The sequence below is a fragment of the Cupriavidus sp. CuC1 genome (genome assembly GCF_044627735.1).
In the GTDB taxonomy this organism is placed as follows: domain Bacteria; phylum Pseudomonadota; class Gammaproteobacteria; order Burkholderiales; family Burkholderiaceae; genus Cupriavidus; species Cupriavidus ulmosensis.
Window position 1 is genome coordinate 23403 of the sequence record NZ_JBIUHC010000054.1, and the last position, 22049, is coordinate 45451.

General features: G+C 64.0%; 18 protein-coding genes and 2 tRNA genes. 14 read left to right on the forward strand and 6 right to left on the reverse strand.

Going from position 1 to position 22049, the window contains the following annotated elements:
* Positions 1–53: 53 nt before the first annotated feature.
* From pstS to phoR, 7 genes are all read left to right on the forward strand, one after another.
* The gene (gene pstS, locus ACGLHR_RS22720; RefSeq protein ID WP_400096469.1) at positions 54–1088 is read left to right on the forward strand and encodes a phosphate ABC transporter substrate-binding protein PstS; all 1035 of its coding nucleotides are present in this window, start codon (positions 54–56) and stop codon (positions 1086–1088) included.
* A gap of 254 nt (positions 1089–1342) precedes the next feature.
* Complete coding sequence (gene pstC / locus ACGLHR_RS22725) at positions 1343–2308, forward strand: phosphate ABC transporter permease PstC (RefSeq protein ID WP_400096470.1); 966 nt, start codon at positions 1343–1345, stop codon at positions 2306–2308.
* Positions 2305–3207 (forward strand): phosphate ABC transporter permease PstA, encoded by a 903-nt coding sequence (pstA, locus tag ACGLHR_RS22730; RefSeq protein ID WP_400096471.1) that lies wholly within the window; start codon positions 2305–2307, stop codon positions 3205–3207. The genes pstC and pstA overlap by 4 nt, the downstream gene beginning before the upstream one ends.
* A gap of 53 nt (positions 3208–3260) precedes the next feature.
* Positions 3261–4049 carry a phosphate ABC transporter ATP-binding protein PstB gene (gene pstB / locus ACGLHR_RS22735; protein ID WP_020202891.1) on the forward strand — a complete coding sequence of 263 codons (789 nt, stop codon included), beginning with the start codon at positions 3261–3263 and terminating at the stop codon, positions 4047–4049.
* 55 nt (positions 4050–4104) lie between these two features.
* Positions 4105–4809, forward strand: a complete 705-nt coding sequence (gene phoU, locus ACGLHR_RS22740; protein ID WP_318231129.1) for a phosphate signaling complex protein PhoU — start codon at positions 4105–4107, stop codon at positions 4807–4809.
* Between the two features lie 23 nt (positions 4810–4832).
* Complete coding sequence (phoB, locus tag ACGLHR_RS22745; protein WP_043347578.1) at positions 4833–5540, forward strand: phosphate regulon transcriptional regulator PhoB; 708 nt, start codon at positions 4833–4835, stop codon at positions 5538–5540.
* A 160-nt stretch (positions 5541–5700) separates the two neighbouring features.
* A complete protein-coding gene (gene phoR / locus ACGLHR_RS22750; protein ID WP_400096472.1) occupies positions 5701–7044 on the forward strand; it encodes a phosphate regulon sensor histidine kinase PhoR in 1344 nt (447 codons plus the stop codon).
* Positions 7045–7111: 67 nt separating this feature from the next.
* Here phoR and ppk1 read toward each other — a convergent pair whose 3' ends face one another.
* The gene (gene ppk1, locus ACGLHR_RS22755) at positions 7112–9235 is read right to left on the reverse strand and encodes a polyphosphate kinase 1 (protein WP_400096473.1); all 2124 of its coding nucleotides are present in this window, start codon (positions 9233–9235) and stop codon (positions 7112–7114) included.
* A 145-nt stretch (positions 9236–9380) separates the two neighbouring features.
* On the opposite strand from ppk1, the gene ppx reads away from it, so the two are divergent.
* Entirely contained in the window at positions 9381–10913 is a 1533-nt protein-coding gene (ppx, locus tag ACGLHR_RS22760) for an exopolyphosphatase (protein ID WP_400096474.1), read from the forward strand.
* 83 nt (positions 10914–10996) lie between these two features.
* Here ppx and ACGLHR_RS22765 read toward each other — a convergent pair whose 3' ends face one another.
* From ACGLHR_RS22765 to ACGLHR_RS22780, 4 genes are all read right to left on the reverse strand, one after another.
* The gene (locus ACGLHR_RS22765; RefSeq protein ID WP_082054896.1) at positions 10997–11851 is read right to left on the reverse strand and encodes a GNAT family N-acetyltransferase; all 855 of its coding nucleotides are present in this window, start codon (positions 11849–11851) and stop codon (positions 10997–10999) included.
* 138 nt (positions 11852–11989) lie between these two features.
* Positions 11990–12466, reverse strand: coding sequence for a SixA phosphatase family protein (locus ACGLHR_RS22770; protein WP_400096475.1), 477 nt, complete (start codon positions 12464–12466; stop codon positions 11990–11992).
* A gap of 390 nt (positions 12467–12856) precedes the next feature.
* The gene (infA, locus tag ACGLHR_RS22775) at positions 12857–13078 is read right to left on the reverse strand and encodes a translation initiation factor IF-1 (protein WP_006157708.1); all 222 of its coding nucleotides are present in this window, start codon (positions 13076–13078) and stop codon (positions 12857–12859) included.
* 774 nt (positions 13079–13852) lie between these two features.
* Positions 13853–13929, reverse strand: a tRNA-Pro gene (locus tag ACGLHR_RS22780).
* Positions 13930–14328: 399 nt separating this feature from the next.
* On the opposite strand from ACGLHR_RS22780, the gene ACGLHR_RS22785 reads away from it, so the two are divergent.
* The 3 genes from ACGLHR_RS22785 to ACGLHR_RS22795 all read left to right on the forward strand — a co-directional run bounded on the left by ACGLHR_RS22785 (position 14329) and on the right by ACGLHR_RS22795 (position 16821).
* Positions 14329–15546, forward strand: a complete 1218-nt coding sequence (locus ACGLHR_RS22785) for a GGDEF domain-containing protein (protein ID WP_400096476.1) — start codon at positions 14329–14331, stop codon at positions 15544–15546.
* A 128-nt stretch (positions 15547–15674) separates the two neighbouring features.
* A tRNA-Arg gene (locus tag ACGLHR_RS22790) sits at positions 15675–15751 on the forward strand.
* Positions 15752–15933: 182 nt separating this feature from the next.
* Positions 15934–16821 (forward strand): alpha/beta hydrolase, encoded by an 888-nt coding sequence (locus ACGLHR_RS22795; protein ID WP_400096477.1) that lies wholly within the window; start codon positions 15934–15936, stop codon positions 16819–16821.
* Between the two features lie 104 nt (positions 16822–16925).
* Here ACGLHR_RS22795 and fabI read toward each other — a convergent pair whose 3' ends face one another.
* On the reverse strand, positions 16926–17714 hold the full coding sequence (fabI, locus tag ACGLHR_RS22800; RefSeq protein WP_318231122.1) for an enoyl-ACP reductase FabI: 789 nt from the start codon (positions 17712–17714) through the stop codon (positions 16926–16928).
* 238 nt (positions 17715–17952) lie between these two features.
* On the opposite strand from fabI, the gene ACGLHR_RS22805 reads away from it, so the two are divergent.
* The 3 genes from ACGLHR_RS22805 to ACGLHR_RS22815 are packed head-to-tail and all read left to right on the forward strand — an operon-like array spanning position 17953 to position 22028.
* Positions 17953–19833 (forward strand): extracellular solute-binding protein, encoded by a 1881-nt coding sequence (locus tag ACGLHR_RS22805; RefSeq protein WP_400096478.1) that lies wholly within the window; start codon positions 17953–17955, stop codon positions 19831–19833.
* A gap of 18 nt (positions 19834–19851) precedes the next feature.
* Positions 19852–20904 carry a microcin C ABC transporter permease YejB gene (locus ACGLHR_RS22810; RefSeq protein WP_150983328.1) on the forward strand — a complete coding sequence of 351 codons (1053 nt, stop codon included), beginning with the start codon at positions 19852–19854 and terminating at the stop codon, positions 20902–20904.
* Entirely contained in the window at positions 20901–22028 is a 1128-nt protein-coding gene (locus ACGLHR_RS22815) for an ABC transporter permease (protein ID WP_400096479.1), read from the forward strand. The genes ACGLHR_RS22810 and ACGLHR_RS22815 overlap by 4 nt, the downstream gene beginning before the upstream one ends.
* Positions 22029–22049: the final 21 nt, after the last annotated feature.

The window sequence follows — 22049 nt, forward strand, 5'->3', positions numbered from 1 at the left end:
AAGTTCGACTTGTCAAAAAATTGTCATTCCCCAACCATGTCTCTGGAGGACATATGAAGCTGGTCAAGACTGCCGTTGCAGGCATCGTGTCGTTGGTGGTAGCGGGCACTGCGTTCGCGGCGGAAATTACCGGTGCTGGCGCATCTTTCCCGGCGCCCGTGTATTCCAAGTGGGCCGATGCATACCAGAAAGCAACGGGTAACAAGGTCAACTATCAATCCATCGGCTCGTCCGGCGGCATCAAGCAGATTGGCGCCAAGACCGTCGACTTCGGCGCCTCCGACGCGCCCCTGAAGGACGAAGAGCTGGCCAAGCAAGGCCTGGTGCAGTTCCCCACGGTGATCGGCGGCGTGGTGCCGGTGATCAACCTGCAAGGCATCAAGCCGGGCGAACTGACCATCACCGGCGAATTGCTGGCGAACATCTACCTGGGCAAGATCAAGAAGTGGGACGATCCCGCCATCAAGGCACTGAACCCGCACGCCAAGCTGCCGAGCCAGGACATCCTGCCGGTGCGCCGCGCCGACGGTTCGGGCACCACCTTCATCTTCACCAACTACCTGTCCAAGGTCAGCCCGGACTGGAAGAGCTCGGTTGGCGAGGGCACCACGGTCAACTGGCCGGGCGGTGGCACTGGCGGCAAGGGTAACGAAGGCGTGGCCGCTTTCGTGCAACGCCTGAACGGCGCCATCGGCTACGTCGAGTACGCCTACGCCAAGCAGAACAAGATGACCCACCTGAACATGAAGAACGCCGCGGGCGCGGTGGTTCAGCCTGGTGACGACGGCTTCAAGGCAGCAGCAGCAGGCGCCGACTGGAGCAAGACCTACTACCAGATCCTGACCAACGAACCGGGCAAGACGGCATGGCCGATCGCCGGCGCGACCTTCATCCTGGTGCACAAGAACCAGGAAAAGGCAGCGCAGGGCGCCGAAGTGCTGAAGTTCTTCGACTGGGCGTACAAGAGCGGCGGCAACATGGCCAGCGAGCTTGACTACGTACCGCTGCCGGACGCCGTGGTGAACCAGATCCGCGCGACCTGGAAGAACTCGGTCAAGGACGGTTCGGGCAAGGCGTTGTACAACTGATCGGCTGGCTGCCATCCCGGCCCGCATGCGCGGGCTGGCCTGGCAGCCGCGCCAGCCTGGCGCCCCAACGGCGCCGGGCAGGCACCGCGGTAGCGGCATTGAAGACAGCAAGGCAGTAGAAGCAGTAGTAGAGAAGCAGCGCAGCAAACGCGGCAATCCGCGCGGGCAGCATGACGCAATGCGATGGGCCCATCGGCCCCGAGCGGGCGGCACGGCCGGCGAGCCGCCAACTAAACGAATTCCAATACCACATCATGGCGACTACATCCGATCAATCCGCAGTGCGGCCGCCTAGCCGTACCGGTGACATCCTGTTTGGTGGCCTGACGCGCGGCGCCGCCATCGTGACCCTGCTGCTGCTTGGCGGCATCATCGTGTCACTCGCAATCAGCGCATGGCCTTCCATCGAGGCCTTCGGCCTGCGCTTCCTGTGGACCGCCGAGTGGGATCCACCCGCGGACGTCTACGGCGCGCTGGTGCCGATCTACGGCACCATCGTCACCTCCCTGATCGCCCTGATCATTGCGGTGCCCATCAGCTTTGGCATCGCGCTGTTCCTGACCGAGCTGTCGCCGGCCTGGCTGCGCCGCCCGCTCGGCACCGCGATCGAATTGCTGGCCGCCGTGCCCTCGATCGTCTATGGCATGTGGGGCCTGCTGGTGTTCTCGCCGATCTTCGGCGAGTACTTCCAGAAGCCGCTGGCCGCCACCGTGGGCCAGGTGCCGCTGATCGGCAAGCTGTTCCAGGGCGCGCCGCTGGGCATCGGCCTGCTGTGCGCCGGCGTGATCCTGGCCATCATGATCATTCCCTACATCGCTTCGGTGATGCGCGACGTGTTCGAAGTCACCCCGGTGCTGCTCAAGGAATCCGCCTATGGCGTGGGCTGCACCACCTGGGAAGTGATGTGGCGCGTGGTGCTGCCCTTCACCCGTGCCGGCGTGATCGGCGGCGTGATGCTGGGCCTGGGTCGTGCGCTGGGCGAGACCATGGCGGTCACCTTCGTGATCGGCAATACCAACCTGCTGGACAATGCCTCGCTGTTCTCGCCGGGCAACAGCATCACCTCGGCGCTGGCCAATGAATTCGCCGAAGCCGGCGCCGGCCTGCATACCGCCGCGCTGATGGAACTTGGCCTGATCCTGTTCTTCATCACTTTCGTGGTCCTGGCGCTGTCGAAGATCCTGCTGCTGCGCCTGGCCAAGAGCGAGGGCGCAAAATGAGCCAAGCCGCGATGACTTCCTCCTCTTCCTCGATTCCGGCTGTGAGGCCAGATGCGGATGCCATGCGCACGCGCCTGCAGGCACGCCGCCGCCGCACCAATTTCTATGCGCTGACCGCATCGCTGGGCGCCATGGCGTTCGGCCTGTTCTGGCTGGCCTGGATCCTGTGGACCACCATCTCGCTGGGAGTGGGTGGCCTGTCGATGGACCTGTTCACGCAAATGACGCCGGCGCCGAATACCGCCGGCGGCGGCCTTGCCAATGCCATCTACGGCAGCTTCGTGATGGTTGGCCTCGCCACGCTGTGCGGAACGCCCCTGGGCATCCTGGCCGGCATCTACCTGGCAGAGTACGGCAAGACTTCGCCGCTGGCCAGCTTCATCCGCTTTATCAACGACATCCTGCTGTCGGCGCCGTCGATCGTGATCGGCCTGTTCGTCTACGCGCTAGTGGTGACCCGCATGGGGCACTTCTCCGCCTGGGCCGGGATCTGCGCGCTGGCGTTGCTGCAGATTCCGATCGTGGTGCGCACGACCGAGAACATGCTGAACCTGGTCCCGAACGCGCTGCGTGAAGCGGCCTTCGCGCTGGGCACGCCCAAGTGGAAGATGGTGCTGTCGATCACGGTGAAGTCGTCGTACGCAGGCATCGTCACCGGCGTGCTGCTGGCGGTCGCGCGTATTGCCGGCGAGACCGCGCCGCTGCTGTTCACGGCCTTGTCCAACCAGTTCTGGACCAGCGACCTGAACAAGCCGATGGCGAACCTGCCGGTGACCATCTTCCGCTTCGCCATGAGCCCGTTTGTCGAGTGGCAGCAACTGGCCTGGGCCGGCGTGTTCCTGATTACCGTTGGCGTGCTGGCGCTCAATATCCTGGCACGCATGCTGTTCAAGAAATGACCGGCAGCGCGATAGCCGCACGGCATTCCCGAAATTCTTTGCGAGAGACGAGCATGACCTCGACCGTCATCGACATTCCCGACACGACCCGCGCCAAGATCGACGTGCGCAACCTGAACTTCTACTACGGCCAGTTCCATGCGTTGAAGAACGTCAACATGTCGATTCCCGAGCGCAAGGTGACGGCCTTTATCGGCCCGTCCGGCTGCGGCAAGTCGACCCTGTTGCGCACCTTCAACAAGATGTACGCGCTCTACCCGGAGCAGCGTGCCGAGGGCGAGATCAACATGGATGGCGACAACCTGCTGACCGCCAAGCAGGACATCGCCCTGTTGCGTGCCAAGGTTGGCATGGTGTTCCAGAAGCCCACGCCGTTCCCCATGTCGATCTATGACAACATCGCCTTTGGCGTGCGCCTGTTCGAGAAGCTGTCACGCTCGGAGATGGATGACCGCGTGGAGTGGGCACTGTCCAAGGCGGCGCTGTGGAACGAAGTCAAGGACAAGCTCAACCAGTCGGGCTACGGCTTGTCCGGTGGCCAGCAGCAGCGCCTGTGCATCGCGCGCGGCATCGCCATCCGCCCCGAAGTCCTGTTGCTGGATGAACCGTGCTCCGCACTCGACCCGATCTCGACGGGCCGGATCGAAGAACTGATCGCCGAGCTCAAGGACGACTACACGGTGGTGATCGTCACGCACAATATGCAGCAAGCCGCGCGCTGCTCGGACTACACCGCCTATATGTACCTGGGTGAACTGATCGAATTCGGCGAGACCGAGAAGATCTTCATCAAGCCGCATCGCAAGGAAACCGAAGACTACATCACCGGCCGTTTCGGCTGATTGAGCGTTAAGCACATAACGCATAGCATACGAATAGAGCGGCTAGGAGAGCAACATGTCTGACAAGCATCTGTCGACCCAATTCGACGCCGACCTCAACGCCATCAGCACGAAACTGCTGCAGATGGGCGGTCTGGTCGAGTCGCAGATCGAAAACGCCATGCGGGCGCTTTCGGAGTTCGACGCGGGCCTGGCCGACCAGGTCATCGCGCGCGAGCATCACCTGAATGCCCTGGAACTCGAGATCGATGCCGATTGCGGCAACATCATCGCGCGCCGGCAACCGACCGCGCGCGACCTGCGCCTGGTGATGGCGATTTCCAAGACCATCACCAACCTGGAACGTGCGGGCGACGAGGCGGAGAAAATCGCCAAGCGCACCAAGCACATCATGGAAGACGCGGGCGCCCACCAGATCAATTATTCCGAGGTGAAGCTCTCGGGCGAGATGGCCATCGCGCTGCTGCGCCAGGCACTCGATGCCTTTGCGCGCTTGGACACCGTGGCTGCCGCCCGGATCGTCAAGGACGACAAGGCCATCGACGACGAATTCCGTGCGTTCGTGCGCAAGCTCATCACCTATATGATGGAAGACCCCCGCACGATCTCGGTCGCGCTGGATTTCCTCTTTATCGCCAAGGCGATCGAGCGCATTGGCGACCACGCCAAGAACATCGCTGAATTCATCATCTACATCGTCAAGGGAACCGACGTCCGCCACGCCTCGCGTGAGGACATGGAGCGCGAAGCGCTGAGTTAAGGCGCCACCGCGGAGAAAATTACATGCCAAGCAGCATTCTTGTTGTCGAAGACGAACCCGCGATTGCCGAACTGATCGCGGTCAACCTGCAACACGCGGGACATTATCCGATCCGGGCCTATAACGCCGAGCAGGCGCTGTCGCTGATGAGCGACGTGCTGCCCGACCTGGTGCTGCTCGACTGGATGCTCCCGGGCAAGTCGGGAGCAACCTTCGCCAAGGAACTGCGCAATAACGACCGCACCAAGCAGATTCCGATCATCATGCTCACCGCGCGCAGCGAAGAGCAGGACAAGGTGCTGGGGCTCGAGGCCGGCGCGGACGACTACGTCACCAAGCCGTTCTCGCCCAAGGAACTGCTGGCCCGCATCAAGGCCGTGCTGCGCCGCCGCGCCCCGCAACTGACCGACGACGTCGTTGCCATCAATGGCCTGCGCCTTGACCCGGCCACGCATCGGGTCACCGGCCAGGACGAATCCGGCCTGATCAAGCTGGACCTCGGTCCTACCGAGTTCCGTTTGCTGCACTTCCTGATGACGCATCCGGAGCGCGTCCACAGCCGTTCGCAGTTGCTGGACCAGGTTTGGGGCGATCACGTGTTCGTGGAAGAGCGGACCGTCGACGTGCATATCAAGCGCTTGCGCGCCGCGCTGACCCCCGGCGGCTACAGCAACATGATCGAGACGGTGCGCGGCAGCGGCTACCGCCTGGCGCGCGCGCCCAGCCACTGATACCCGGCTTGCCACGCCGTCGCCGGCGTGGCGCCTGTTTGCCTGCGAGTCGCTTGCGAGTCGCTTGCCAGTCGCCTGTTGCTTGCTTGTTGCCCGTTTCGTGGCACACTCCACCGCATTCCATGCGGTCTTGCCGCCTGCCTGACCTTCTCACTTCTTCATGAACGTCATCTGGGCCCGTTCGGCGGCCATCCTGATTCTCCTGGCCCTGGCTTCGGCCGGGCTGTACTTCGTCCTTGGTCCCGTGCCTGCGCTGGCCGTGCTGTGCGTCGGGTTGCTGGGGCATCTGCTCTACTACATCTACCAGATCAACCGGCTTTGGAAAGTGCTGGATGCGCCTGCCTACGGCGAGATTCCCAGCGCGCTGGGGCTGTGGGGCGAGGTGTATTACCGCCTGCATCGTCTGGTCAAGCGCTGGCGCACCCAGGTGCTGCAGGTCGAGCAGCAACATACCCGCTTTATCCAGGCCATCCAGGCGTCGCCCAATGGCGTGCTGATGCTCGACGATGCCGACCAGATCGAATGGTGCAACGATGTGGCCGAGCAGCATTTTGGCCTCAATGCGCGTCGGGACGTGCGCCAGCGCATCACCCACCTGATCCGGCGGCCGGAATTCGTCCAGTACCTGCACTTGCAGCGTTTCGATGAGCCGCTGGTGATGCGCGACATGGGCGAGCACAAGCGCAGCGTGATCGCCGTGCAGATCCTGCCTTACGGGGATAACCGCAAGCTGGTGCTCACGCACGACATCACCAAGGTGGAGAACACCGAGGCGATGCGCCGGGATTTCGTCGCCAACGTCTCGCACGAACTGAAGACACCGCTGACGGTGCTGACCGGCTTCCTGGAAACGGTGCGCGACCTGCCGGTGTCGGAGCAGGATCGCAACCGCTACCTCGACATGATGCTGGTGCAGTCCATGCGCATGCAGCACCTGGTCGAGGACTTGCTGGTTCTGGCCAAGCTGGAAAGCGACGAGCAGCCGCCGAGCCTGGACCGGATCGACATGGCCGAACTCGTTGCGCACCTTGTGCACGACGCCGAGGCGCTATCGCAGGGCGAGCACCAGATCTCGGCGCAGATCGATCCGGCCGTCATGATCCGCGGTGCGGAGCGTGAACTGCTGTCGGCCTTCGGCAACCTGGTTTCCAACGCGGTGCGCTATACGCCGGAGGGTGGGCGCATCAGCATCGCGCTGACGTACGAGAACGAGCACGCCATTTTCTCGGTCACCGATACGGGCCTGGGCATCGCCGCTGACCATATCCCGCGCCTCACCGAGCGCTTCTACCGGGTCGACCGCAGCCGTTCGCGCGATACCGGCGGCACTGGCCTGGGGCTCGCCATCGTCAAGCATGTGCTGTCGCGCCACCATGCCGACCTGCGCATCACCAGCGAAGTGGGGCGCGGCAGCGTGTTCCGCGTGGTATTCCCGGGCGATCGCAGCGGCTATTTGCCTAGCGCCTTGCCGCAGCCTGGCCAGTCGCCGCAGAAGGCGGCCTGACCCGCGCTCGCTCGCGGCGTTGTGCATGGCACGGCGCACGCGAGGCGCGCCGTGCCGATTCCAACCCTCAGGCGCTGCCGAACAGGGCCAGCAGGTCGTTCTGGCTGACGTGCGGCTGCTTGGACTTGGTGTGCTTGCGGGTGTAGCTGCCGTCGAGTTGCATGGTCCATGCGGAGGCATTGTCGTGCAGATGCACCCGCAGGCTCTCCTTGATGACCCGCGCCTTCAGTACCTTGTCCAGCACCGGGAATGCCACCTCGACGCGACGGAACAGGTTGCGGTCCATCCAGTCCGCACTGGACAGGTAGACCACCTCCGCACCGTCGGCCAGGAAGTAATAGACGCGGTGATGCTCGAGGAAGCGCCCGACGATGGAGCGCACCGTGATGTGCTCCGACAGGCCCGGCACTCCCGGGCGCAGCGCGCACACCCCACGGATGATCAGGTCGATCTTCACGCCGGCGCGCGACGCCTTGTACAGCTCGTCGATGATCGATGGCTCCAGCAGCGCATTCATCTTGGCCATGATGCGGGCGGGCTTGCCGGCGCGGGCGTTGCGGGCCTCCGCGCGGATATGCTCCACCAGGTTGCTCTGCATGGTGAATGGCGACTGCCACAGGTGATTCAGGCGGATGGTGCCCGCGGTACCCGTGAGCAACTGGAACACGTGCTGGACGTCCTCGCAGATCTGCTCGTTGGCGGTGAGCAGGCCAAAGTCGGTGTACAGCCGTGCGGTGCGCGGATGATAGTTGCCGGTGCCCAGGTGCGCGTAGCGGCGCAGCTTGAACTGCTTGCTCTTGGCGCTATCCAGTTCGCGCCGCACCATCAGCAGCATCTTGGCATGGCACTTGTGGCCAACCACGCCGTAGACCACATGCGCGCCGGCGGATTCGAGCCGCTCGGCCCAGTTGATATTGGTTTCCTCGTCAAAACGCGCCAGCAGTTCCACCACCACCGTGACTTCCTTGCCGTTGCGCGCCGCGGTCATCAGCGCCTCCATCACCGGCGACTCGTTGCCGGTGCGGTAGACCGTCTGCTTGATGGCTACCACGGCAGGATCGACGGCGGCCTGCTGCAGCAGGTCGAGCACCGAGCTAAAGCTCTCGTAAGGATGGTGCAGCAGCACGTCCTGCTGGCGGATCGCGTCGAACATCGAAGCGCCGGGCACAAACACCTTGACCGGCGCCGGCACGTGCGGCGGGTACTTGAGGGCAGGGCGGTCGACGAGGTCGGGGATCTGCATCAGTCGCACCAGGTTGACCGGGCCGCTTACGCGGTACACGTCCTGCTCGCCCAGGCCGGATTCGAGCAGCAGGCGGCGTGCCATGGCCGGGGGGGTGTCGGCCGAAATCTCCAGGCGCACGGTGTCGCCGAAGTGGCGGGTCGGCAGTTCGCCCTGCAGTGCCTCGCGCAGGTCCGTGATATCGTCCTCTGACACGAACAGGTCAGAGTTGCGGGTGACGCGGAACTGATAGCAGCCGTTGACCTTGATAGCGGGGAACAGCTCATGCACGAACCCTTGCATGAAGGACGACAGCAGCACAAAGCCGTAGGGATAGCCGGAGAGCTCCCCGGGCATCCTGACCACGCGCGGCAGCGCGCGGGGCGCCTGCACGATCGCCAGGTCGGCCTCCCGGCCGAAGGCATCCTTGCCCGACAATTCAATGATGAAATTCAGGCTCTTGTTGAGCACCCGCGGGAAGGGGTGGGCCGGGTCCAGCGCGATCGGCGTCAGGACCGGGCCGAGCTCGCGCACGAAGAAGCTGCGCGCCCATTCACGCTGTGCCTCGTTCCAGGTGGGGGCCAGGTGAAAGAACACCCCTTCTTTCTCCAGCAGGGGCAAAATCACGTTTTGCAGCATGTCATACTGCATTGCCACCAGCTTTTGCACGCGTTCCGTGACGATCTGGTATGCCTGCTGCAAGGAAAGGCCGTCGGGCGTGATGCCGGACGGATTGTCACGCATCTGCTCCTTCAAGCCGGCCATGCGGATCTCGAAGAACTCATCCAGATTGCTTGAAACGATACAGATGAACTTCAGACGTTCGAGCAGTGGCACGTTGGCGTCAGCCGCCTGTGCCATGACTCTCATATTGAATTCCAGAATGCCCATTTCGCGGTTGAGCAGCGTGCCGGGTGGGCTTGTCGACATTGGCATGACCTTCTTTTGGTAATGCGGCGACTTTTTCATAGAATCATGTCAAATTGATGACAATGTGATTTTGTCACGATATAGACATGATAAAGACATATTTTCTATGGTTGGTCGAACCTGACTGCCCGACACCGTTACTTACGCCGCGGCTTGCGGCCTTTACCCACATTCCCCTACCGCGATGAACCAAACCCCTCGCCTGCTGGCCGCCGTCGACATGGGCTCAAACAGCTTCCGCCTGATGATCGGGCGGGTGGACGAAAGCCTGACCGCATCCGGGCCGGCCAGCCAGCTATTCCAGGTCGATGCGCTGCGCGAGCCGGTGCGCCTGGCCGCGGGCCTGACGCCGGACAAATACCTGGACCAGCCGGCGCGCCGGCGCGGCATCGACGCCCTGCGGCGTTTCGGCGACCGCCTGCGCGATTTCTCCCCCGACCAGGTGCGGGCGGTGGCCACCAATACCCTGCGGGTAGCCAAGAACGCTTCGGAATTCCTGATCGAGGCCGAGCATGCGCTGGGATTCCCGATTGAAGTGATTGCCGGGCGCGAGGAAGCGCGGCTGATCTACCTGGGCGCTTCGCACGATGCGCCGGCCTGCGCGGGCAACCGGCTGGTGGTCGATATCGGTGGCGGCTCGACCGAGTTCATCATCGGCACCGGCTACACGTCCAAGCTGATGGAGAGCCTCTACATCGGCTGCGTCTCGCACAGCCGCCAGTTCTTCCCCAGCGGCAACGTCGACGACTACGCGATGAAGCAGGCGGAACTGGCCGCGCGCAGGGAGATCCAGGTGCTGGTGCGCCAGTACCGCGCTGCCGGCTGGCAGCAGGCGGTGGGTTCGTCGGGCACGGCGCGCGCGCTGGCCGAGCTGATCGAGCTCAACGGCATGAACGACAACCCGGCCGAGCACGGCATCACCCGCGAAGGGCTGGAGCGCCTCAAGCGCGCGCTGGTCAAGGCGGAGAACGCCAACAGGGTCAAGCTGGTGGGCCTGAAGGCGGATCGCATCCCCGTGCTGCCCGGTGGCCTGTCGATCATGCTCGGCGTGTTCGCCGAGCTCGACCTCGATCGCATGGACGTCACCGACGGCGCGCTGCGCCTGGGCGTGCTGTACGACCTGCTGGGCCGCACGCATCACGAGGACATGCGCACCATCACCGTTGATCAGTTCATGCGCCGCTATGGAGTCGACCGCGCGCAGGCCCAGCGCGTGCGCCAGGCCGCGCTGGGCTTGCTGGCGCAGTTTCCCGAGCCGCGCAATGAGCGCCGCGACGACAACCTGGCGCTGCTGGGCTGGGCCGGCGGGCTGCACGAGATCGGCATGACCATCTCGCACAGTGGCTACCACAAGCACTCGGCTTATATCGCCACGCACGCCGACATGCCGGGCTTCTCAAAGACCGACCAGGCACGGCTGGCGACCCTGCTGCTTGGGCATGCCGGCAAGCTCGGCAAGCTCTCCGGCAGTGGCAAGTTCCTCGATTGGCGGATGCTCTTCAGCCTGCGCCTGGCGTTCGTGCTGTGCCGGCGCCGCGCCGACGAGCCGTTGCCCGAGATCACCGTGGGCCAGCGCTCGGATGCGCTGGACGAAGGCTTCGAGGTGCGCCTGCCGAAGGCGTGGATCGAGGCCAACCCGCTGGTCGAGTACAGCCTGGCGCAGGAAGCCGACGAGTGGGAACGCATCGGCAAGCGCTACAAGGTGGTGTACGCCTAAGCAAAGCGCGGGGGCAGCCGGATGGCTGCCCCCGTTTCGACAAGCGGCTCAGACCAAAACAGGCGGCGAGCGCCCGTGCAGGCTCAGGCGTCGCGGTTCAGGCCAAGGAAGTGGCGCGCATAGCGGGGGTTCATGTCGTTGACGCGCAGCAGCGTGAGGAAGTCTGCCACGTTGAAGTCGGGATCCCACGCCGGCATGCCGCAAATGCGCGCGCCTAGCCGCAGGTAACCCTTGATCAGCGCCGGCGGCTCTACGTCCAGCGTCTGGTTGAGCTCATCGATCGGCAGGGGCAGGCGCGGGAATGCGTGGTACTCGATCGGCGCCAGGGCGCGCTCGGCAAAGACCCGGTAGAGGCTGGCCGCGTAGTGGCCGCCATCGCTCATCGGCACGCTCGCGCATCCCAGCATCGACTCGATGCCCCAGCGCTGCAGATACTCGCCCAGGCCGCCCCAAAGCGCCATGATCACGCTGCCCGAGCGGTAGTCGCGGTGCACGCACGAGCGGCCCAGTTCCACCATCTTGGGTTTCAGGTGAGCCAGGCGCACCAGGTCGAATTCCGACTCGGCATAGAGGCAGCCGATGCGCTTGGCCTGGTGGGGTGCCATCACGCGGTAGGTGCCAACGACCTTGAGCGTGGCCGTATCGCGCACGATCAGGTGATCGCAGTAGGCGTCGAACATATCCACGTCAAGTTCAGGCCTCGACGGGTTTAGCCTGGCGCCCATTTCTTCGGCGAAGACCTTGTAGCGCAGGCGCTGCGCTTCTTCTACTTCATCCTGGTGGCGCGCCCACGCCACGCTGAAAGCAGGCTGGTCATGCGCTTGTTCATGTGCTTGTGCAGGTTGCTGGCGATGAAGACGCCTCCGCGCCGAATGGCCTGAGAGGCCACTGGGCAGGGAATCGAACAACGGCTGGGTGGGCGTCGGGAGCTCTCGCATCAGTATGTCCTTTCGGTGACGAAACTGTTGCGGTTGAATGTAGAGAGGGCAGGTGACAGTGCCGTGAAGCCGTCGTGACGGTTCCGTGACGGCGGCCCGGAAAGCCGGGCCGCGCGGGTGCGGGGTGCAAAAAAAATGCTAGAGAAATTCCGGATTGATGACAGCGCGCAACACTACCTGCGATTCGCTTTCGCGCGTGCGTCCCGACAGCCACCAGATGCCGCTCTTGCGCACGCTCCAGTTCATTTCCGAGCCCGCCAGCAGCAGGCTGGCAAGCCGGCCAAGCCAAGGCTGGTGGCCGACGAGCACGGTGTGCTCGGCGCCTTGGGGCCAGTCGATCGCGGCTAGCACCGAGCTGACATCGGCGCTCGGGGCAAGCTCGGGCAATACCTCAGCGTTCTCCCACAGGGCAGCGGCGGTCTCGCGGGTGCGCAGGGCGGGGCTGCAGACCACCCGCGTCCCGGGAGGCAGGTGGCTGCGCAACCAGGCTGCGGAGGCATCCGCCTGCTTATGCCCGCGTCTGGTCAGGGGGCGTTGCAGGTCGGCATTGCGGGAAAAGCCAAGCGCGCCAGACAACTCCTCGGCTTCGGCATGACGCCACAGGATCAGGTTCATGAGAGCAGTGTGCTCAAGCTAATGGGAAAAGGGATGTTTCGAGTATGGCCACGCGCTCAGGTGCGTGCAAGACGGGCAAACACCGGGCGGGCATGCAGCATGGCACGGCTGAATGACGCGCATGTGGCGAGCCATGCATGCCGGAAGCAGTGGCAACCTGGGATGAAACGAGAGGGCAGCAACGGCAGGCAAGCCACCGGCATCGACCAGAACTCCAGGCCTGAGGCACCAAGATGGAATAGCCATCATGATTATTTCAGTGGAATCGTTCCTGTCGATGCTTGCAGGTGGCAATGGCCAGATGTTTCCCAGGGCGGGACCGCGGCGATGCGGTGCCCTGGAGCGCGGTTTAGCGCAACGCTCGCCGGCGGCGACGAGCGTGGAAGAAGATCAGACTTTATGGCGGAAGTTAATGCGGCCCTTCGTCAGATCGTAGGGCGACATTTCCAGCGTCACGCGGTCACCGGCCAGAATGCGGATGCGGTGCTTCTGCATCTTGCCCGAGGCATAGGCCCAGATTTCCACGCCGTTTTCCAGCGTCACGCGGTAACGGTTGTCCGGCAGGGCTTCCGAGACAACACCGCCAAATTCGATAAGTTCTTCCTTAGCCAATCTTCTTCCTTTACGGCAGCCTTGGGCTGCATGAATTTAGGTAAATCCGGTGAGACGAGCGCCGGCAGGCTGCCTGCATGCTCGCGAGGTCCGGGTGCCAGCAGTGACAAGCGCCGGCTTGCTTGGTTGCGCCTTGAAGTTGCGGGAGGCAAGCTGACCCGGACCGGCACGGCAAAAAAAGCGCGTGCAAAAAAGGTCCACGTTAGGGAATCGCCAGGGGGCGCGTCAGTGCCCGGCCGATTGCCTTGCCGGTTGCGGCCCAAGCTAATGCGGCCGTGCTACCGTGATAGGCGCGGGGGCAATGAAGCGGGCAAGATGTTCCCGGTGACTTGCCGAGCTGCTGCGAACTGCGCTGCGCAGTTCGCTGAATACTGCGCTGCAGTGTGATGGCTGCGTTCCTCGGCAAGGGCGCCCGGTTACAGGGCATGCTGCATAAACCCCGGGCTAACGCGCGATTATATCATGGGTGTGCATCTGAGGCGTGGCGCGCGCGCTCGCCCTACCCGGATACGGCGGCGAAAACACGAGAAAAAATGCCCGCCGCCGGGTGGGTTGCGGGCTAAAAAGTGGTGTGGGCGGTTCGCGGACCCGCCCGGTGCCAGTGTGGGCGTTTCAAGCGTGCAGGGCATCCCATATTCATGGCATTGCCATTGGGTTGCTGCGCCGCAATGAAAGCAGGGTGGCCGCGGCGGCCAGAACAGGCCCGGACAAAATGAGGCGACAAAAAAAGGCTTAGACCCTACGGTCTAAGCCTTTGATCTTGTTGCTAAATACTGGTCGGGGCGACATGATTCGAACATGCGACCCTCTGATCCCAAATCAGATGCGCTACCAGGCTGCGCTACGCCCCGAAGCGTCGGATTGTAGCCCGGCGGCAGGGCCAGGGTCAAATTTTACTTTTGCATCGGCCAAGCGAAGCGCCGGCCGGTGTGGGCATCGTCGCTGGGTTTGATGGATAGAAGGGTTCTCTTGACTTGGTCGCAAGCGCTGACATAATCCGCACACCGCAGCGGCCAGGCCCTGCGCCCGGTCAGGCGCAGAGGCAATCCGGGCCGCTAGCGGGACTGGCGCCGAACATGAGAATAAGAGTGCCCTCGCCACGATCGCGAGGCCCAGCCCCTGTCCGCCGGGGCGCATGAAGACGGTCAGAAGCTTAAAAAGAAAGTATGGCGAAAACCTCGGGTCCGCGCGGGTCCCGGGGCGCATGGTGGCGTGATGGAACGCCGCCTGCCAAGTTGGACGGGGAAATCATGTTTCAGTCACAGGTTAGTGTGCTGGTCGCGGGCCTATTCGGGCTGCAGATGGCGGTGGTGTTCGCAGTCTTGCAGCGCGCACCCGGCATGGGCCGCGCCGGTTTGAATTCTTGGGTGGCGGGTGCGTTGCTGGTCACCGCAGCCACCGTCTTGCTCGCTGCGCAGGACTATCTGCCGGAATGGCTTACGCTCAATCTGGTGGATCTGGCCATGACGGCGGCCTTGTCCTTGATGGTCTATGGCACGCGCCGCTTCTTCGGCAAGCGCGGGGGCGCGCTTGCGCTCTGCCTACTGAACCTGGCGGTACTGGCCAATGCCGCCTACTTCGATTGGGCGGGCGTGTCGCCGACGGAGCCGGCGCTCGTCTTTATCCTGGCCAATATCTATCTTCCGCTGGGATTGCTGCGTGTAGTGGCGCCGCAAATGCGCGCCAAGCGCGGCACCGGCCGCCTGGCAGCGCTGTCGCTTGGGCTGATCGCGCTCGCTTGCGCGGCCATGGGCCTCTATCAAGCCATCGACCTCACGCTGCTGCCCGCTGGCCTTGCCTGGCTGGCCAAGCTGCCGCCCCGGGAATCGTTCACCATCCTGCATGCCTTTGGCATTGTCAGCCTGGCCGTGAGCTTCGCGCTGCTTGCCCACGATAGCCTGCGCCGGCGTCTGGAGCGCCGTGCCAGCTATGACGACCTGACCGACGTACTGTCGCGCGGACCCTACTGGGAGGCGCTGGAAGAGGCCTGCAAGCAGGCGGACCGCCAGCAACGACCGCTGACAGTGGCGTTCATCGACCTGGATCATTTCAAGGCCATCAACGATCTCTACGGCCATCTGGCCGGCGACAGCGTGCTGCGCCATTTCAGCGGCCTGCTGCGCAGGACCGTGCGCGCGGACGATTTCGTCGGCCGGCTGGGCGGGGAAGAGTTTGGCATCGTGATGCCCGGCACCGCGCTGGACCAGGGCAGGGCGATCAGCCTGCGCCTGAGCGCGCTGGTGCGCACCACCCCATGTCCATCCGAGCCGGATGCGATTTCTTACACGGTAAGCATCGGCATGGCCGAGCGGCTGCCGGGAGAGGGGGCGGATACGCTCATGCGCCGTGCCGACAATGCCCTCTACGATGCCAAGACCATGGGGCGCAACTGTGTGTCCACGCAGCCCATTGAACGGCTTGCCGGCATGGCGACGCCGCCGCGGATGCGGATTTCGCAGGCATCTTGAGCCGGGCTGTATCAGGCAGCGTGCCGACGCGGTAGGATCAGACGCGGGGCTGAGGTAGAATACCGGCCTTCGCATGCTAAGCGTTCAGCAGCATGCCAAGCCTTCAGCATTTCAGCAGTTCCTCCTGTCCGCCCTTAGCTCAGTTGGATAGAGCACTCGCCTTCTAAGCGAGCGGTCACACGTTCGAATCGTGTAGGGCGGACCATTTTCACCCCCGCATTCCCCATCGCCCATAGCCTCCGGTGCCTCCAGAACCGGCATCGCATCGCGAACATCGCGGATGCGCCGCCGCTGGCCGCCAGTCCGGACTAAGATTTCGGGGCTGGCCGTGGTCTTTGTTTTTGTCACGGCGCCTTTCCCGAGGCCATTTTCCGTATTCCCATTCCCATGGCGAAGTCCACCCCAGGCGCTGGCAGGAAGCTCCGTTACTGGCTGGCCGGCGGCGCCTGCCTGCTGATGCTGGCTGCCGTTGCCCGCCATGCCTTGTTCCTGGCGGTCGAGGAGGACGTGTTCGAGCCCAAGCCGGCCGGCGCGGCCGACTTGATGACGCCGGACCGCCTGGGCGTCGCGTCGCGCCAGTTCGCGTTTGCCAGTGGCGAGCGCATGTTGCGCGCCGCTTGCGTCCTGGCGCAGGGCGGTGATGCGCCCGCCGTGCTGATCTACCACGGCGATGAGGAAAACCTGTCCGACTGGGCCAGCGCGCAGGCGCTGCTCTACCGCAACGGGATCTCGTCCTGCGTGTTCGACTACAGCGGCTACGGCGCCAGCGGCGGCAAGCCCCGCGTGGTCAACCTGCATGAGGACGGCTTGGCTGCGTATGGACAGTTCCTCGCCATGACGCCGCGGGCCAGCCGGCGCTATGTGATGGGCTTTTCACTGGGATCCGGGGTGCTGCTGGACGTGATCTCCGCCTTGCGCCCGGCGCCCGCGGGCCTTGTGATTGCCGCAGGCTTCACGTCCGCGCGCGAGGCGGCAGTGGTGACGGGGCGGGTGCCGGCGTGGATCGCCAGGCTGCTTCCTGAGCCGTGGGACAACGAGGATCAGCTGCGAAAATCGATGCTGCCGCTGCTGCTTGTGCACAGCCGCGCGGACGAGGTGATTCCCTTCGCGCATGCCGAACGGCTGGAGCGCGCTGCCGGCGGCCCCAGCCGGCTGGTGGCGCTGCCGGCGCTGCCGCACGATGCGGCGATCCAGCCGGAGCGGCAGGACGCGTTCTGGGCGCCCATCGTCGCTTATCTGCGCTCGGGCCGCCTGGCCGGAGAGGGTGCCGAATAGGCTGCGCGCGCTGTGCCGACGGGCGGGCACTAAAAAGGGGCGTCGGCCAAAGCCGTACGCCTCATTATTGCGATGGCCGCCGCGAGAGGCGGCCGTGCCGGGATTTACACTTCTTCCGGCAGGCTCGCGCCCACCGTATTGAAGCCGGCGTCCACGTAGGTGATCTCGCCGGTCACGCCGCTGGACAGGTCCGACAGCAGGAAGGCGGCCACGTTGCCGACCTCGTCGATGGTCACATTGCGGCGCAGCGGCGCTGCCTCTTCGATGTGGCCCAGCAGCTTGCCGAAGCCCTTGATGCCGGAAGCGGCCAGGGTCTTGATCGGGCCGGCGGAAATGCCATTGGCGCGAATGCCGCGCGGGCCCACCGAGGCGGCCAGGTAGCGCACGCTGGCTTCCAGCGATGCCTTGGCCAGGCCCATGGTGTTGTAGTTCGGGACCACGCGTTGGGCGCCGAGGTAGGTCAGCGTCAGCAGCGAGGCCTTGTCCGACAGCATGGGCAAGGCGGCCTTGGCCAGCGCGGGGAAGCTGTAGGCGGAGATGTCGTGCGCCACGCGGAAGGATTCGCGTGAGAGGCCTTCCAGGAAGTCGCCGGCGATGGCCTCGCGCGGCGCGAAGCCGATCGAATGCACCAGGCCATCGAGCTTGTCCCAGCTCTGGCCGAGCGCGGCGAAGGTGGCGGCGATCTGCTCGTCGCTGCCAACGTCGCATTCGAATACCAGGCTGCTGCCGAATTCCTTGGCAAAGTCGTTGATGCGGTCCTTGAACCGCTCGCCGACATAGGTGAATGCGAGCTCGGCGCCTTCGCGCTTGCAGGCCGTTGCGATGCCGTAGGCGATCGAGCGGTTGGACAACAAGCCGGTGATCAGGATTCGCTTACCTGCGAGAAATCCCATAACTTCTCCAATGATCTTCGAGATGGACGGGCACGTTTCGTGCAATGGCGTCCGGGTTGCGGCGCGCACCGCGCGGCGGCTGCTTTGCAGCAGGCTGACGACCGGCAAGACGGCGGTGCCGCGTACTGGAATGTCCGGATGGCTGGATGCCAGCCGAACCCATGTAAAATTGTCTCATAACTTGACCGCGCCGCCGAAGGCTGCGGACTATCCGATTCAGGTGGAGGACCCAGACCGGATGCATATTCGCGCACGTAGACCGCTTCAGGCGGCATGGCAGCGCTTCCGCACATTTGCGGCGCTGGGCTGTGGATTAGTAGCCCTGTGTACCGCGGGTTTTCCCTTGTCAGCCGGAGCCGCCCATGGCTTCGCACAATATGGCGGCCTCAAGTATCCCGCCGACTTCACCCATTTCGATTACGCCAACCCGGACGCGCCGCGCGGCGGCACGCTGACGCTCGCGAACCCGGACCGCCGCACCAGCTTCGACAAGTTCAATCCGTTCACGCTCAAGGGTACCTCCGCCCCGGGCGTGAATGCGCTGATGTTCGAGTCGCTGCTGATTGCCAGCAGCGATGAAACCGCCAGCGCCTATGGCTTGCTGGCGGAAGACGTGACCGTGGCGCCGGACGAACTGTCCGTTACCTTCCGCATCCGGGCGCAGGCGCGCTTCAGCAACGGCGATCCGGTGCTGGCCAGCGACGTCAAGTACTCCTACGACATGCTGATGAGCAAGGCATCCAGCCCCGGCTACCGCAGCATGTGCACGGATGTGAAGGCCGTCACGGTGGTGGACCCGCGCACGGTGCGGTTCGATTTCAAGCAGCGCAATATCGAGCTGCCGCTGATTGTCGGCTCCTTGCCGGTGTTCTCGAAGAAATGGACCGCCACGGTATCGTTCGACAAGCTGACCTTCGAGGATCCGGTGACCAGCGGGCCCTACCTGATCGAGCGCTACGATGCCGGGCGCGGCATCACCTTCAAGCGCGACCCGTCGTATTGGGGCAAGGACCTGGCGGTGCGGCGCGGTACCTTCAACTTCGACCGGGTGGTCTATCGCCTGTACAAGGACGAGACCGCCAAGCTCGAAGCCTTCAAGGCGGGCGAGTTCGATGCCATCGTCGAGTACAAGGCCAAGAGCTGGGCCAAGAGCTATGAGGGCAAGCGCTTTTCCAACGGCGAACTGCTCAAGACCGATTTTCCGCACCGCAACGGAGCCGGCATGCAGGGCTTCGTCATGAACATGCGCAAGCCGATGTTCCAGGACGTGCGGGTGCGGCAAGCCCTGATCCTGGCGCTGGATTTCGAGTGGCTCAACCGCCAGCTGTTCTATGGCGCGTATCGCCGCCTCGATAGCTGGTTTTCCAACAGCGAGCTGGCCGCCAGTGCCACGTTCGACGGCCGGCCCGGCCCCGGCGAGCTGGAACTGCTGGAGCCGATGCGCGCGCAGCTCGCGCCCGAGGTGTTCGGTCCCATCGTCTCGCAGCCCGCCACCAATCCGCCGCGTTCGCTGCGGGACAACCTGCGCGATGCGCGCCGGCTGCTGGCGCAGGCCGGCTGGACGTACGAGGATGGTGCGCTGCGCAATGCCAAGGGCGAGCCCTTCGTCTTCGAGTTCCTGGACGACGGCGGCGCCATGAGCCGCGTCATCACCACCTACGTGCGCAACCTGGAAAAGCTGGGCATCGAGGTGAACCAGCGCACCACCGATTTCGCGCTGTACCAGAAGCGGCTTGAAGACTTCGACTTCGACATGGTGTCGATCCGTTTCCCGGATTCGCAGAGCCCCGGCAACGAGCTGCGCGACCGCTTCAACAGCGAGGCTGCCGGCACGCCCGGATCCGACAATCTGTTTGGCCTGAAATCGCCGGCGATCGACCGCTTGGTGGACAATGTCCTGCACGCCCATACTCGCGAAGAACTGGTCAACGCCGGGCGGGCACTGGACCGCGTGCTGATGCACGGCTACTACATCGTGCCCAACTGGTATAGCGCGTCGCATCGGGTGGCCTACCGGAAGGAGCTGATCTATCCGCAGCGCCTGCCGTACTACTACACGGCCGAAGGCTGGATCCTGAGCAACTGGTGGCGCGCCGACACCAAGCCGGCCGCTCAATAAGCGCGACAAGGAAACAAGATGCTCGCCTATCTGCTCAAGCGCGTACTGCTGATGATCCCGACCCTGCTCGGCGTCATCACGCTGACGTTCGCGGTGATCCAGTTCGTGCCGGGAGGGCCGGTCGAACAAATGATGCTGGAGCTCAAGGGACGGGGCGGCGGTGGCGGGGAGGCCAGTGGCGGCGGTGCCGAATATCGCGGCCGGCGCGGCGTGGACCCCGACAAGATCAAGGAGATCCAGGCCCTGTACGGCTTCGACAAGCCGCCGCTGGAGCGCTATTTCATGATGCTCAAGCGCTTCGCCCAGTTTGACCTGGGACAGAGCTATTTCCAGCACCGCAGCGTGTGGGAACTGGTGAAGTCGAAGATGCCGGTCTCGGTCAGCCTGGGTCTGTGGACCTTCTTCCTGACCTACCTGATATCGGTGCCGCTCGGGATCTCCAAGGCGATCCGGGCGGGCAGCCGCTTCGATGTCGTGACCAGCATGGTGGTACTGGTGGGCTATGCCATTCCCGGCTTCGTGCTGGGCGTGTTGCTGCTGGTGCTGTTCGGGGGCGGCACCTTTGTGCAGTGGTTCCCCTTGCGCGGCCTCACGTCGGATAACTGGGACCAGCTCACGCTGATGGGTAAGGTGATGGATTACCTGTGGCACCTGGTGCTGCCGATCACCGCCTCCGTGGTGGGTAGCTTCGCCGTGGTCACCATGCTGACCAAGAACGCGTTCCTGGAAGAGATCCGCAAGCAGTACGTCCTGACCGCTCGCGCCAAGGGGCTGGCGGAGCGGCGCGTGCTATGGAAGCACGTTTTCCGTAACGCGCTGATTCCACTCGTGACCGGTTTCCCGGCGGCCTTCATCGGTGCTTTCTTCACCGGCTCGCTGCTGATCGAAACCTTGTTCTCGCTTGACGGGCTCGGCCTGCTGTCCTACGAGGCCGTGTTGCGGCGGGACTATCCTGTCGTGCTGGGCACGCTCTACCTGTTCACCCTGATCGGCCTGGTGACGCGGCTGATCTCCGACGTTTGCTATGTGATGGTCGACCCGCGCATCCACTTCGAGGCGGTGCACCGATGAAATTCAGCTCGCGCACGCTCCCCAATGGGCTGCCGCATTCCCCGTCGCCGCGCCAGCGCGCCTGGCAACGCTTTCGCCGCAATCGCCTGGGCTACTGGAGCCTGATCCTGTTCGTCGCCATTTTCCTGCTGAGCATGGTCGCCGAGACCTTGTCCAGCGACCGGCCGCTGGTGGTGAAGTACAAGGGTGAGTGGTATTTCCCCATCGTCAAGACCTACGCCGAGAGCACGTTCGACGGGGACTTTCCCACCAAGGCTGACTATCTCGATCCGTTTATCCGCGATCGCATCACCAGCAACGGCAATTTCGCGATCTTCCCGCCCAACCGGTACTCATACGACTCGATCAACTATTTCTCCAAGGAGCCCAACCCGGCGCCGCCTTCGGCGGAGAACTGGCTGGGCACCGACGATCGCGGGCGCGATGTGCTGGCGCGGCTGCTCTATGGGTTCCGCGTCTCGGTGCTGTTCAGCCTGGCGCTGACGTTGATCGGCGTGGTGATCGGCACCTTGACGGGCGCCCTGATGGGATTCTTCGGCGGGCGCTTCGACCTGATCTCGCAGCGTGCCATCGAGATCTGGAGCTCGATGCCCGAGCTCTACCTGCTGATCATCTTCGCCTCGATCTTCACGCCGAGCCTGGCGCTGCTGATCATCCTGCTTTCGCTGTTCGGCTGGATGGGTCTGTCCGACTATGTTCGCGCCGAGTTCTATCGCAACCGCTCGCTTGACTACGTCAAGGCGGCGCGGGCGCTGGGACTGTCCAATGTACAGATCATGTGGCGCCATATCCTGCCCAACAGCCTGACGCCGGTCATCACCTTCCTGCCATTCCGCATGAGCGCTGCCATCCTGGCCCTGACCAGCCTCGACTTCCTCGGCCTGGGCGTGCCGCCTACCACGCCGAGCCTGGGCGAGCTGCTGGCGCAGGGCAAGGCCAACCTCGATGCCTGGTGGATTTCCTTGTCGACCTTTGCCGTGCTGGTGGTGACGCTATTGCTGCTGACGTTCATGGGCGACGCGCTGCGCGACGCCTTCGATACGCGCCTGGGCCTGGCCCAGCTGCGCGGCCGTGTAGAGCCGAAGGCGCCGGAGGGTTCGCCCGCGGCCGAGGCGGCGTCATGAGCGCACTGCAACAAGCCACGC

Coding starts and splice junctions, on each gene's coding strand:
- phoU (WP_318231129.1), top strand. CDS start 4,105: ATGTCTGACAAGCATCTGTCGACCCAATTCGACGCCGACCTCAACGCC.
- phoR (WP_400096472.1), top strand. CDS start 5,701: ATGAACGTCATCTGGGCCCGTTCGGCGGCCATCCTGATTCTCCTGGCC.
- pstB (WP_020202891.1), top strand. CDS start 3,261: ATGACCTCGACCGTCATCGACATTCCCGACACGACCCGCGCCAAGATC.
- ACGLHR_RS22810 (WP_150983328.1), top strand. CDS start 19,852: ATGCTCGCCTATCTGCTCAAGCGCGTACTGCTGATGATCCCGACCCTG.
- phoB (WP_043347578.1), top strand. CDS start 4,833: ATGCCAAGCAGCATTCTTGTTGTCGAAGACGAACCCGCGATTGCCGAA.
- pstC (WP_400096470.1), top strand. CDS start 1,343: ATGGCGACTACATCCGATCAATCCGCAGTGCGGCCGCCTAGCCGTACC.
- pstA (WP_400096471.1), top strand. CDS start 2,305: ATGAGCCAAGCCGCGATGACTTCCTCCTCTTCCTCGATTCCGGCTGTG.
- ppx (WP_400096474.1), top strand. CDS start 9,381: ATGAACCAAACCCCTCGCCTGCTGGCCGCCGTCGACATGGGCTCAAAC.
- ACGLHR_RS22815 (WP_400096479.1), top strand. CDS start 20,901: ATGAAATTCAGCTCGCGCACGCTCCCCAATGGGCTGCCGCATTCCCCG.
- ACGLHR_RS22785 (WP_400096476.1), top strand. CDS start 14,329: ATGTTTCAGTCACAGGTTAGTGTGCTGGTCGCGGGCCTATTCGGGCTG.
- ppk1 (WP_400096473.1), bottom strand. CDS start 9,235: ATGAAAAAGTCGCCGCATTACCAAAAGAAGGTCATGCCAATGTCGACA.
- ACGLHR_RS22795 (WP_400096477.1), top strand. CDS start 15,934: ATGGCGAAGTCCACCCCAGGCGCTGGCAGGAAGCTCCGTTACTGGCTG.
- ACGLHR_RS22765 (WP_082054896.1), bottom strand. CDS start 11,851: ATGCGAGAGCTCCCGACGCCCACCCAGCCGTTGTTCGATTCCCTGCCC.
- ACGLHR_RS22805 (WP_400096478.1), top strand. CDS start 17,953: ATGCATATTCGCGCACGTAGACCGCTTCAGGCGGCATGGCAGCGCTTC.
- ACGLHR_RS22770 (WP_400096475.1), bottom strand. CDS start 12,466: ATGAACCTGATCCTGTGGCGTCATGCCGAAGCCGAGGAGTTGTCTGGC.
- fabI (WP_318231122.1), bottom strand. CDS start 17,714: ATGGGATTTCTCGCAGGTAAGCGAATCCTGATCACCGGCTTGTTGTCC.
- pstS (WP_400096469.1), top strand. CDS start 54: ATGAAGCTGGTCAAGACTGCCGTTGCAGGCATCGTGTCGTTGGTGGTA.